A 12,479-nucleotide genomic window follows, 5' to 3' on the forward strand; every position below is an offset into this window, starting at 1 on the left:
GTAAACATCACAGCTAGCACATCAGCACCACAGTCAGCTACGCAGCAGCAACGTTTGCCACTCGTCCAAAATTTTGTGTATAGGGCAGGGCTTACCAACGAAGCCAAATACGGCGTGCTCAAACAGCGTCGTGTGAAGCATCTTGGTAGGCCCTTTATACTCAGATCTTTGAACGATGTTTAATACGTTCAGAGATTTTCAAGCATTTGTGTATAGGGCGAGCTTATCAAGATGACTCCAAGAGTTGAGATCAAATGATCTTAAGTTGTGTGAGTAGCTTGGTAAGCTCTTTTACGTTGATAGGCTTGGTGAGATAGTAATCCATCCCTGCGTCCAGGCAGCGTTGCTTGTCTTCGGCTAAGGCGTTGGCGGTCATTGCGATGATGGGCACCTTGACATAAAGCGGCCCACCTGCACCTTCTCGGATTTTTGTGCTGGCGATGAGACCATCCATAACTGGCATTTGCATGTCCATGAGAATGGCTGTGTAGACATCGTTGTTCTTGAGGGCTGCGAGCGCTTCTTCACCATTGTGCGCAATGTGGGCAACCAGTCCCATACGTTCTACCAGGAGCTTGGCTAGCTTGGCATTGATTGGGTTGTCTTCTACGATCAGAACGTAAGCTTGGCTCTTCTTTTTCGCTGAGACGGTCACGCGCTGCGTATTCATCATCGGAATCTCAGTGGTGAGGGCGGCATTGATGTGTCTGACCAACTCACGTTCGCGAGCTGGCTTGTAGATCACACTTTTGTAGCCGGCCTTCTTCGCTTCGGTTTTTTCTGATGAATAGCGTGATGATGTGATGAGAATCATTGGTGGAGTATTCACACCTAGCATCTCTTTAAATTTACGAGCGAGCATGATGCCATCCATCTCAGGCATCAACATATCAGAAAGGATGAGATCGTATTCCGCGAGGCTAGTTGCGCTGATCGAGGAGGCGTGGGTGCTTGATGCCATCGTGGTAACGATACAACCCCATTTCGATAGGCGTGCCTTAAGGAACTCGAGGTTGATAGGGTAATCATCGATGGCCAAGACGCGAAGTCCTTCCATTTTGGATAGGTCGGTTTGGTCAAAGTTGCGTTCAACCGGGGCTTGGGCGTGAATGATGGGTAATATGACGGTGAAGGTGGCTCCCTCGCCAAGTACTGATCTAGCAGAGATCGACCCTCCCATGCATTCCATCAGCTGCTTACAAATCGCAAGACCAAGCCCTGTGCCACCGTATTTTCGAGTCGTTGAGGCGTCTGCTTGGATAAATGGTTTGAAGAGTTGTTCCGCAATCTCAGGTTTGAAACCGATGCCACTGTCTTCTACCTCAATTTTGAAGAAGCCGGTATCGTGGTTTGAGACACGAACGATGACATTACCTTCGCTGGTGAACTTGAGTGCGTTTGAGACAAGGTTGAGCGCTACTTGTTTGATGCGTCCGATGTCTCCATTGAGGTCTTGCGGCACATCATCATCAATGTGGTAGAGTAATCCAACATCTTTAGCTGCAGCGGTTTGAGCATGGATTTCAAGCGTCTCTTCGATACAATCGGTGAGATTGTAGTCAACCATTTCCAATTCGATCTGCATGCTCTCAGCTCGGGAGAAGTCGAGGATGTCATTGATGATCGCCAGTAGGATATCACCACTTCGTTTGATTAATTGCAGGTGTTGTCGTTGCTCATCGTTGGGTTCTGAGTCTAATAAGATGTCAGTGAAACCAAGGATGCCATTGAGAGGGGTCCGGATTTCATGGCTCATTGTAGCCAAGAAAAGGGACTTGGTCTTGTTGGCTTTAATCGCTGCAGTGGAAGCTTCTTCGAGGTCGCGCTCGATTTGCTTGCGTTCGGTAATATCACGGATGATTCCTTGCACGATGGTTTCACCACCCACATCGAATTTGGATGAGGTTATTTCGGTTGGTACTAGGGAGGCATCGGCACAGATCATTTCGACCTCAAATCGGCTGTGCCCGAGTTGCTTCATCTGGTGTTTCGCTTTATTGGCGAGCTCTTGAGAGCCATCTGGGAAGTAATTGAAGAGATTGTCTCCGATAAGGACAGAGGCTTCTTTTTGGAGCAGCTTACAGATACTTGGGTTTGCATCCAGAATCTCACCAGAGAGTGTGTAGAGGAGAATCCCATCAACAGATGAATGGAAAAGAGCAGTGAACTTTTTCTCTTCAATACTTAGTTTTGAAGATTGGACCACTACCTGCTCTTCCAGCTTCGAATTAGCTTCGAAGAGCTGGGAGCTTTTTTCTTCCAGCAAGGCTTCAGCTTGTATGCGCGAATTTTTCTCGCGCTCGTAGCGCTTCTGCCACTTGTTGACTTCCTCAGACACGAGAATTAGTTGGTGAGTGTGATGATGAAGAGTTCAGAATCGTCGTCGACACTTTGTCTTTTGATATCGGCTGTGCGGTTGAAGTGTTGAAGACTACCACGGATGAGTCCCTCACACACGTCTTCCATATGACGCACAGAATGGTAGGTCATGTGTAATTCATTTGGGCTGTTTGGGCGAGAGCATTCAAATGACGGGAGCTCGGCGTCCGGATACAACTTGCGTACTTCAACGTGGATGTAGGTTTCTACCTGTTCTAGGAAATCGAGAGGTTCTTTGGTGTTGTTGACAAAGTCTGGGTAGGATGAGGAGAGGAAGTGGAAGAGGTGGATTCCGTATGCTTTGAGTAAGTCAGGTACTGGGGTGTCGATTTCCTGGCTCAAGTTGATGACCAGCGAGACAATCTCAGTGTGCGGGTAGGTGCCAACAGCCGTGTATGAGCCGCCGGAGGGAAGGTCACTCTTTTCGATGATTGTGTCGACCATATCGAGGCCATGAGCTGTTTCGACCATGCTGAGAAATTCAGTGAAGATAACGCCTTTCATAATGTGGGATGTTTAATTGGGGTTGGGTGTCTTTGTTATTGTTTGCCTAAATTCCTAGGCGGTTCATCTTGTTATAGATAGATTTTTCGCTAATGCCGAGGGTTCGTGCTGACTCAGCTTTGTTGCCACTACAGAGCTCGAGAGTTTGTTCGATCGCCAATTTTTCGATTTCGGCAAGTGTCATGCCAGCAATATGTTGTGAATTTGATTTCACACTACCATCGGTGAGGTTGATATCGCCCATGAGATCATCGCTTGTGATGGTATTGTTTTCACAAAATGCAGAAGCTCGTTCGATAAGGTTTTCAAGTTGGCGCACATTACCTGGCCAGCTGTAGGTCATAAGCTTCTTCATCGCTTCGTCATTCACGGCGATTTCATGACATCCTCGCTGTGCTGCAATGCGTTCCAGAAAATGTTTGGTTAGAGCTGCAATCTCTTTGGGGCGCATCCGTAGAGGTGGCAGCTCCATAGGAATCACGCTGATGCGATAGTAGAGATCTTCACGAAATTCTTTAGCTTCTATTTTTTCGTGAAAGTTAATGTTAGTAGCTGTGATTATTCTAACATCACAATCGAGTGATTTTTCTCCACCGACTCGCTGGAATTGTCGATCTTGCAGGACATTTAAGAGCTTTGGTTGCAAATCGATGGGGAGATCACCAATTTCATCGAGGAATAAGGTTCCTCCTGCAGCAGCTTCAATTTTACCGATCTTCTTTTTTAGAGCGCCTGTGAAAGCACCTTTTTCGTGACCAAAAAGCTCGCTTTCGAGTAGTTCTCGTGGGAGGGCTGGGCAACTCACGGTGACAAAAGGTTTGGCTGAGCGTGGGCTTTGCGTGTGGATGTAGCGAGCCAGTACCCCTTTACCTGTGCCACTCTCTCCAGTGAGTAGGACTGATGAATCCAGCTGGGCAATTCGCTTGGCTTGGTTCAAGAGTTTTTGCATCGGCTCTGAGTAGGCTACCACATCGGTGGTGGTGGCTACTGGGCTAATACTGTCCTTAAGGGATTGGTTCTCTCGCTGGATGTTACTCAGTTTCTTCGCGTTTCTTAGAATCGTGAAGAGGTTGTTGAGATCGAATGGTTTGGTGATGTAATCGTGGGCGCCTAGTTTGACTGCACGCATGGCGGCACTGGCATCGTTTTCACCACTTAAGATGACCACAGGGATTTGTGGGTGGCTCTTGGATAAGGCTTCCATACACTCAAACCCATCCATTTCAGGCATATGCAGATCGAGTAGCACGATGTCGACACTATCATGGATCAACTCAATCACATCTCTTCCGTGTTCAGCAGTCACTGGATGGAAACCATAGTGGCTTGCTTTCAAGCTCAAGAGATCGCGGATCGTTCTGTCGTCGTCTGCGATGATGAGGTTGTAAGATGGGTCGGACATGAAGCAGTAGGTGGCTTAGAAAATCATTGAGACAGGTCTCATTCTGTTAGTTTATAGAAGTGCCATTAAAATGCAAGTTAAGGAGCTGAATAAAATAGTCTATCTGATAGAAGCTTAGGTTTGAGGCTCGTCCTAGATTACATGAACCATTTCAGTGGGGCGGGGTGGGGATGGCAGAGTGAGGGGAATACATACTGGAACATATACAGGAATAAATTGTTTTTGGCTGTAAAAAATTCAGTATTTTTTTGTTAGGTGGTGCGTCTGCGCTAAGGGTGAATATTTTCAATCTCTTATTCTATATAGGATTGATCGTTTCTGTGAGGACCTTGGCACGGTGCTCGCATAAGTAGATGGCACACAGCCCAACACCACAATGAAAGCCCTTCCAACACTTCCTAACCGCCAGCTCGTGAGCTTTGTGATTCCTGCGATGAATCAGCAAGACGCACTCGAGCCTCTCTTCAAGGGTATTCGCCATAGCATGCGTGCATCTGGTTATGATTGGGAAATTATTTTTATCGACGATGGTTCTACTGACAGCACATGGAGTGTGATGCAGGAACTGTCATACCGTGATGCTCGTCACATCACATCGTACAAACTTCCAGCTCATCAAGGTAAAGATGATGCGCTTGCTCTCGGATTCGAAGTAGCGGGTGGTGACATCATTTTTACCATGGATGCAGGCTTGCAGGCTGGCCCTGAGGATATCCCCCGATTCCTCTCGGCCATCGAGCAAGGTAGCGACATAGCGATTGGTTGGAAAAGTGAATGTGGTGATAGCAACCACAGAGCATGGTTCACAACTGTTTGTACAGCAGTGCTCAATTTAATGACGAGCGCGACGCTCCACGGTCACGCATTTGGCTACAAGGCTTGTACAAAGGAGGTAATCAAGTCTTTACCAATGTGTGACAACCATCAGGTGGCATCAGCCATCGCTTCACAGCAGGGATTTCGAATCACTGATGTCGAAGTCTCGCACCAGACCCTTGGGTCAGGTGTGGTGTTGGGTGGCGTTGAGCGCTCAGTCATTGGAGCATGCAAGGTCATCGCATCTATCGCTCGTCAGCGCCACGTTTCTAGAAATGATCATTCACGTCATTTCACCGTAGAGGAAACCGTGAACGGATTCTTAGACCACCCATTCATTTTAGTAACCATGCAGCCAACTAGCCCGTCCAACATACTGGAGGCTGCCTAACATTTCACCCCACCAATCACAACCGGGGTGTTACCCCTAGCTATTGATAGCACACCCCGGTTGTGAGACATTTTACTAGCAGGTATTCATACATCAACTGCGACAGTTTACAGCACCCCTACTGGTAGTAGCCCATGGATTGGTATCCGTGGGCTACTTGTTTTTTGCGGTAGAATGATGGTGAGAGGGGCGCTCTATTGCGATTGATGAGAGGATGACGACTTGAGTGATGCTGCACCAGGCTGGTGCGTGGCGCTGCTCCATCACTGTATTATTTACACGGTTCTGCACACGATTCCTGTAAAATATTCATGATTTGGTCTTGGGGTGATCAGGGGGAGAAGAGTGATTTAGGCTCTCTAACCTTTTATATATATAGGTTTAGGCATTTTGTGTGTGTAGTTGGCACGGTGTTCGCATTAGAATAAATACACAAAGCCCTCACACTCATGAAAGCCCTTCCAACTCGTCCGAACCGTAAACTTGTAAGCTTCATTGTCCCAGCAATGAACGAACCCAACGCACTCGAGACGTTGTACAAACAGGTTCGCCAAGTGATGCGTGCTACTTCGTACAACTGGGAAATCATTTTTATCGACGAGGGATCCACTGACCGCACATGGGAGTTCATGGTGGACCTCGCATTCCGTGACTCAGGTCACGTTTCATCTTACAAATTACCAGGCAATCACGGGAAAGCTGATGCCCTCGCACTTGGATACAAAGTAGCGGGAGGTGACATTATCTTCACCATGGATGCAGACCTGCAAGACGACCCCAAAGAGATTCCAAGCTTTTTGAATGCGATCGAACAGGGCAGCGATATCGTGAATGGTCGGGAGACCGAGCGTAGTGAAGCCATTCACAGAGCAGCGCTCAAACAGATTTGTAATACAATGCTTAATTTAATGACTGGCGCGAAGCTCAGCGACCATACTTGTAGTTACAAGGCTTGTACTCGGGAGGTAATCAAGTCTTTGCCACAAGATGGTGATGTTCAAGCAATGGTAACTACCATCGCAACGATTCAGGGGTTCAAAGCCACTGAAATCGAAATCAAGCATCACGCTCGAAAGTATGATGTGAACAGCAAGCGAGCTGAGCGCTTAGTCATTGGAGCATTTCAGACTTTCACTACTGCAATCCGTCAAGCATTCCACGCTGACGAGCAGTTCGAACGCAGCTTCCTCGTAGAGGCTAGCGTCAATGGTAATCCGAGTGACCCGTTCATCAGGATACACCACCATGCTGGTGTCGGAGCTGGGAAGCTAGGAGCTGCCTGACACACTCACCCCACCGATCACAACCGGGGTGTTTTCCCCTTACCTTTAGTATTACACCCCGGTTGTGAGACCCACCCCAAGTCAAAGAATCTCTCTAAACTTTGAGCCATGCGATGGGAGATGGATGATCAATTAGGCCAGGATCTTGCGTATCACGTGGCCGTGGACATCTGTCAGTCGAATATCACGTCCGGAGAATCGGTATGTGAGCTTTTTGTGATCGATTCCTAATTGATGAAGTATGGTGGCGTGTAGGTCATGGATGTCGACTTTCTTGTCAGCCACGCGATAGCCCCATTCGTCAGTGGAGCCGTAGCTCATGCCGCCTTTGATGCCGCCACCGGCCATCCACATCGTGAATCCGGAGGGATTGTGATCTCGGCCATTGGCTCCCTGAGCAAATGGTGTGCGGCCAAACTCACCACCCCAAACCACCAAAGTTTCATCGAGGAGCCCGCGTCGCTTGAGGTCTTTGAGCAAGCCTGCAATACCTTGGTCGACAGCACCGGCATTGGCCTCATGCCCCTTTTCAAGGCTACCGTGTTGGTCCCAACGATCCGAGGTGACAGGCGGGCAGGTGAGTTCGATAAATCTCACCCCTCGCTCGACCATGCGACGAGCCAATAAACATTGACGTCCAAAAGTGGCGGCGCCTTCGCGCTTGGAGTCGAAGCCATAGAGCTCCTTACATTCCTCAGTTTCTTGACCAAAATCAAGAAGCTCTGGCACTGCTGATTGCATGCGGAATGCCATTTCGTAGTTCTGAATGGCTGAATCGATGGCATCCACTTGTCCGCCCAAGCTTTCTGAATATGCAGCATCTACTGCTGAGATCAGATCGAGTTTCTTGGTCTGTAAGGAAGCAATTTTCTCTACTGGGTTGATATTGGAAAGGTAGGGAGCGCTAGGCGCAAAAATGTTGCCTTGGTAGGTGGCGGGTAGAAACCCGGAACCAAAGCAATCGACACCGCCTGGGGGAATGAGTCCTCCATTGAGAACGACGAACCCTGGGAGGTCTTGATTTAGGCTACCTAGGCCATAGCCAACCCAAGCACCCATCGATGGGCGGCCTTGGAGACCGTGTCCCGAGTGGAGAAAATAGTTTGCCTGTGTGTGCTCGGGGAATTTGGCGACCATGGAGTTGATGACGCAGAGGTCATCCGCCATTTCGGCGACTTTTGGGAACAATTCTGAAACCCAGAGTCCACTCTGACCGTGCTGTTGGAATTCCCATGGGGAGCCGTAGATTGTTCCGTTGTTACCAAATTGGGTGGCATCAATTTTACCGATGACCTTAGCTGGATCTTGACCGTGATACTTCCTGAGAAGCGGTTTGTAATCAAAGGTATCTACCTGTGAGGGACCACCGTCCATATAGAGGAAGATCACTGACTTCGCTTTTGCTGGAAGGTTGCCTGGGCGAGGTATCATGTCCCGGCGTCCTTGACCGACGATGGGCTCATCTGCTTGGCCGAGGACATTCCCAAAGGCTTTGTCTGACAATAAACTTGTGAGTGCTAGTCCTCCAAAGCCGTTAGCGCATTTCGCCAACATGTCGCGGCGACTCATCATTTGTTTGAAGTTGTTGCAGTGGTGGCTCATGGCTTTATGGGATGTAGATGAATTCTTTGAGGTTGAAAATGGTGTGTGCTACTGCAGTCCATCGTTCCTGTGGGCTACCGTGGTGACCGGCCAGGTAATTGAGATACGCTTCCTCCTCTAGCGGTTGAATGGGACGTCCTAGGGCTAGTTCGAAGGCTAGGTTCAGACGTTCTTGATTGTTTTGTATTTCACCGTGTGAGAGCAGTTTGGTGGCGAAGCGTTCTGAGAGTTGGTGAACGAATGGATCATTCATCATGATCAGAGCTTGGCTTGGGACGTTAGTCATGTTTCGTCTACCAACGGTGGAGACAGGAGTCGGGCGGTCAAAGGAGAGAAGGAATGGAGACATGAAATTGCGTCGGACACTGAGGTAGATGCTGCGCCGGTTTTTGCCGTCAATAGTGCCCTGAGCGGGCTTCCCTCTGCCACTCATGAAGGGTGTGAGGTGGATGTCTACGGGAGGGCCGTAGAGCGTGGCGTCCATGGTGCCAGTGAGCTCGAGCATAGAATCACGGATTACTTCAGCGGTGAGGCGGCGACGATTTTGTCTGTGTACCCACTGGTTGGTTGGGTCTTTGGCCTCCGCATCTTGATTCATCGGAACGGACGATTGCTGATAGGTTTCGGTGAGCATGATGGTACGGATCATTGTCTTGATAGACATGCCATCGCGTACAAATTGATTTGCAAGGTGGTCGAGTAGCTCTGGGTGGCTGGGTTCGTCCCCAAGTACACCAAAGTTGTCAACTGTGCGTACGATTCCGTGACCGAACAGGTGGTGCCATAGGCGGTTCGTGATGACTCGATAAGTCAAAGAGTTGTCTGGAGATAGGATTTGCTCAGTGAGGTAACGCCTACCACTCTCATTCGTGTCGAGCTCAGCTGGTGTCTGACCTACGAATGCTTCTAGGTATCGACGTTGTACAGTTTGACCTAGGCTGTGGTGATTACCTCGAAGGAAGATGGGGCTATCTTTGCCTGTTCCCTCGGCACTGCCGATCATCCACTCAGTGTCAGTTTGCGTCGATTGATTGGCTATCACGTGGTGCAATGATGATACGGGGAGTTGTCTGTTGTGATAGAGCGTGTTGAGCTTGGTGCCGTGCTCAGTTAAAAAGCTGCTTGGTGAGCTAGGTGGTTGGCGTACGTTGGTGAGCAGAACTTGGTAAATTTGGAAATGTCCTCGTAGGTTTTGATGGATCTGAGTTTTTAACCCACCCAGGGCAGGGCCTAATACTTTAGAGTCACTGAACTCGAGGTAAGCGTGATGAATCCCGTCTTGATGGCGCTTGCCGTGCATCCAAGTACCTTCAAGATCAAATGTGACCCAATGGAGACCTTTGTTGTCCTTGGTGGTGAGTTTTTTCACAAGCTTGCCATAGATCGGGTCACGAATGAGTTTGAAGCCATTGAGTACCAAGTATGCATTGGATTCTGTGCCGTCGATGAGCACGTGGACATAGCGGTTTTTGACGGGGAATGTAGGGCTGCGTAGAATCAATTCGTGATTGAGGCCTAGCTTACGTGTGTCGATGCCTGCGGCGCTGCTTTGGATAAGCTTGGGACCTTGAGGAGAATCATAGGCTAGGTATTCATTCGCTTCGACGACGAGTGATCTTGGGGGCAAGCTATCCGTGCTCCATCCTTTGTCATCATTGGGCGTAGGAAGTGCAAGCTCGGTCGCTTGTGGACCTGACGCTGGGATGCTTTTAGCTGGGTCAAGTGGGGGAGATGGATGGGTGCCGAGTTTGTTGATATCGATGTTGAGTTGCTTTTGAGCTTTCAAAATCGACTGGACTTCACTCTCTAGGAGTTCTGGGGACTTCGTGGGGTTAAGTCCATAGCGTGTGCTTTCGAAGATCCCATAGAGGGCATGGTAGTCGGCGTGGGAGATTGCGTCGAACTTGTGATCGTGGCATTTAGCGCAGGCGATTGTCAGGCTTTGAAACGTCTTACTGACGACATCGATTTTGTTGTCGATACGTAGTGCTTCAGCTCCCTTGGAGTCTACGGGGCTGTGGGTTTGGTCACCCAACCAAATGCCGGCGGTGCCGATGATTGATTCGTTGGTGCCTGAGGCTTGATCGATGCGTGGTTGTTCGATGATGTCACCCATGAGGTGCTCGCGAACGAGTTGATCGTAGGGAATGTCTTGGTTGAATGCACGGATCAGGTAGTCGCGGTATTTCCAGGCGTTGTGGATGCTGAAGTCGAATTCGTGACCATAACTTTCTGCGTAACGCATCAAGTCCAACCAATGCTGAGCCCACTTTTCACCAAAAGCAGGTTTGCTCATGAAGCGATCGATGAGAGAGGCTAGGGCCTCTGGGGTGTCATCAGTAAGAAAAGAATCGATCTCACTGGGAGTGGGGGGGAGGCCAGTGAGGTCGTAGCTGACGCGTCTTACGAGTTCACGCTTGCTCGCTTTAGGGCTCGGGGTGAGTTCGTGTTCACGTAGTTTAGCGTCGATCCACTGGTCGATTGCATTGGTGTTGTATTGCGGGTTGGGTGAGCTAGGGGCCTGATGGTTTTGAACGGGTTGCCAGCACCAGTGGGCATCGCGTCTTGCTTCTAGGTCGAACTTTTCAACCTCAGGTAACTTCGCATTTGCGGCGAGCGGGGGAGCATATGCTTGGTATTCATTAATCCATGTTTCCAGGGTGGCGATGTCTTGGTCAGGTAGACGCTTTTTTGGTGGCATGGAGAGTTCTGCTGACTCTTGGTGCACTGCTTGAATGATCAGGCTTTGTTTGGCTTTTCCTGCGATCAGGGCTGGTCCACTGATACCTCCTCGGAGAATACCTTCCCAGCTATCTAGAAATAGATGCGCCTCACCTTTGCCATCACTCATCGAGTGACAGCTGAAACAATACTTTTCTAAGATTGGTTCCACTTGTTTGTGGTAGAACGCCTTTGAATCATCACTCAATTCAGCAGAGCCAGATTCAGCCCAAGCTGCACCCATGAGACTCAGGCTGACAATGCATGCCCACGTCGTGGGTATCATGGCATTGGCTGACTTCTGCTGAATTGAGTGATGATTCGGAAATTGCATGTGTTTATACTATACTGCGCTTTGAGAGACTTTATGATCAATGATGTTCACCAAAGTATACTCGATATTCACATTTTGTGGTAAAATGATAGAGAGTATGAGGTACTTTTGTATTAAAGGTAATCTATGGCAAAAGCACAACTCGTCCACCTACAACATCTAGAAAATCGTCTTTTCGAGTATAAAATCGATCAGGATATGTGGCCTGTGTACCATTTTCATCCTGAGATGGACTTATTATTGGTACTCAAGAACACAGGAACTTTCATTTCTGGAGATTATATGGGGACAATGGAGCCAGGTACATTGATTTTGAATGGCCCGGGGATTCCACATGCTTTGAGACCGGTAGAAGAGGATGAAGGTGACTCGGATCGTCCGTCGGTTGTTGTGTTGCATTTCTCGTATGACACCTTGCTCTCATCATTGTTGCATTATGAGGAGATGATGGAAGTCAGGAAGTGGTTTGAAGATGCTTCGCGGGGTTATGAATTTAAAGGGCTCACTCGCAAGAAACTTGCAGAGATGATGATCAGCATGCAGGGGAAATCTGAAGTCCAGCAATTTGCTATTTTTATTCAAATGATGGAGGTGATGGCTAACAGTGAGGAGCTCGTACCATTGGCTAGTGAGGGGTTTTCTCCAACGGCGCGTCAGGGGCATATGAAACGCGCGAACCGTGTCTTTGATTACTTGCATCAAGAATTTCGAGACCCGCTAACTTTGGCTCAGGTGGCGGAAGTGGCCTGCATGAGTCCGAAAGCATTTTGTCGCTTTTTTAAGTCTATAACTGGCATGACGCTGGTGCAGTACATCAATCACCTTCGTATTGCTGAAGCTGGTCGCTTGCTGGCTGAGACTGAGCTTGGAATATTGGATATTGCTTTAGAATGCGGTTACCGAAGTACTGCGCACTTCAATAAGAAGTTCCGTGAATTAAAAGAAGACTCGCCAAGTCAGTACCGCAAAAAAATGCAGCTGCTTTAGCGAGCCTTCAAGTGGAGATGGGTTGTGGGCAACTTAGGGAGAGACCAATGTTGGCCTCCC

General features: G+C 48.8%; 8 protein-coding genes. 3 read left to right on the forward strand and 5 right to left on the reverse strand.

All coding sequences use genetic code 11. From position 1 onward, the window contains the following. Positions 1 to 250: 250 nt before the first annotated feature. The 3 genes from F454_RS14025 to F454_RS0103565 are packed head-to-tail and all read right to left on the reverse strand — an operon-like array spanning position 251 to position 4,285. Positions 251 to 2,338, reverse strand: coding sequence for a response regulator (locus F454_RS14025; protein WP_018969248.1), 2,088 nt, complete (start codon positions 2,336 to 2,338; stop codon positions 251 to 253). 5 nt (positions 2,339 to 2,343) lie between these two features. Then, positions 2,344 to 2,883 carry a heme NO-binding domain-containing protein gene (locus F454_RS0103560; protein WP_018969249.1) on the reverse strand — a complete coding sequence of 180 codons (540 nt, stop codon included), beginning with the start codon at positions 2,881 to 2,883 and terminating at the stop codon, positions 2,344 to 2,346. Between the two features lie 46 nt (positions 2,884 to 2,929). Further along, positions 2,930 to 4,285 (reverse strand): sigma-54-dependent transcriptional regulator, encoded by a 1,356-nt coding sequence (locus F454_RS0103565; protein WP_018969250.1) that lies wholly within the window; start codon positions 4,283 to 4,285, stop codon positions 2,930 to 2,932. Positions 4,286 to 4,661: 376 nt separating this feature from the next. On the opposite strand from F454_RS0103565, the gene F454_RS0103570 reads away from it, so the two are divergent. Both F454_RS0103570 and F454_RS14030 read left to right on the forward strand, forming a co-directional pair. Beyond that, positions 4,662 to 5,492, forward strand: coding sequence for a glycosyltransferase (locus F454_RS0103570; protein ID WP_018969251.1), 831 nt, complete (start codon positions 4,662 to 4,664; stop codon positions 5,490 to 5,492). Positions 5,493 to 5,941: 449 nt separating this feature from the next. After that, the gene (locus F454_RS14030; RefSeq protein WP_018969252.1) at positions 5,942 to 6,775 is read left to right on the forward strand and encodes a glycosyltransferase family 2 protein; all 834 of its coding nucleotides are present in this window, start codon (positions 5,942 to 5,944) and stop codon (positions 6,773 to 6,775) included. Positions 6,776 to 6,907: 132 nt separating this feature from the next. Here F454_RS14030 and F454_RS0103580 read toward each other — a convergent pair whose 3' ends face one another. After that, positions 6,908 to 8,377 (reverse strand): DUF1501 domain-containing protein, encoded by a 1,470-nt coding sequence (locus tag F454_RS0103580; RefSeq protein WP_018969253.1) that lies wholly within the window; start codon positions 8,375 to 8,377, stop codon positions 6,908 to 6,910. Positions 8,378 to 8,381: 4 nt separating this feature from the next. Further along, complete coding sequence (locus tag F454_RS14035; RefSeq protein WP_169334308.1) at positions 8,382 to 11,384, reverse strand: PSD1 and planctomycete cytochrome C domain-containing protein; 3,003 nt, start codon at positions 11,382 to 11,384, stop codon at positions 8,382 to 8,384. 174 nt (positions 11,385 to 11,558) lie between these two features. Between F454_RS14035 and F454_RS0103590 the strand changes: the two genes are divergently transcribed. Beyond that, the gene (locus F454_RS0103590) at positions 11,559 to 12,419 is read left to right on the forward strand and encodes an AraC family transcriptional regulator (protein ID WP_018969255.1); all 861 of its coding nucleotides are present in this window, start codon (positions 11,559 to 11,561) and stop codon (positions 12,417 to 12,419) included. Positions 12,420 to 12,479: the final 60 nt, after the last annotated feature.

This window comes from Rubritalea marina DSM 17716, assembly GCF_000378105.1.
Lineage (GTDB): Bacteria > Verrucomicrobiota > Verrucomicrobiia > Verrucomicrobiales > Akkermansiaceae > Rubritalea > Rubritalea marina.

Excerpts from the sequence above, each read along its gene's own strand:
- F454_RS0103560 (WP_018969249.1), bottom strand. The coding sequence starts at position 2,883 with ATGAAAGGCGTTATCTTCACTGAATTTCTCAGCATGGTCGAAACAGCT.
- F454_RS0103570 (WP_018969251.1), top strand. The coding sequence starts at position 4,662 with ATGAAAGCCCTTCCAACACTTCCTAACCGCCAGCTCGTGAGCTTTGTG.
- F454_RS0103580 (WP_018969253.1), bottom strand. The coding sequence starts at position 8,377 with ATGAGCCACCACTGCAACAACTTCAAACAAATGATGAGTCGCCGCGAC.
- F454_RS14035 (WP_169334308.1), bottom strand. The coding sequence starts at position 11,384 with ATGATACCCACGACGTGGGCATGCATTGTCAGCCTGAGTCTCATGGGT.
- F454_RS14030 (WP_018969252.1), top strand. The coding sequence starts at position 5,942 with ATGAAAGCCCTTCCAACTCGTCCGAACCGTAAACTTGTAAGCTTCATT.
- F454_RS0103565 (WP_018969250.1), bottom strand. The coding sequence starts at position 4,285 with ATGTCCGACCCATCTTACAACCTCATCATCGCAGACGACGACAGAACG.
- F454_RS0103590 (WP_018969255.1), top strand. The coding sequence starts at position 11,559 with ATGGCAAAAGCACAACTCGTCCACCTACAACATCTAGAAAATCGTCTT.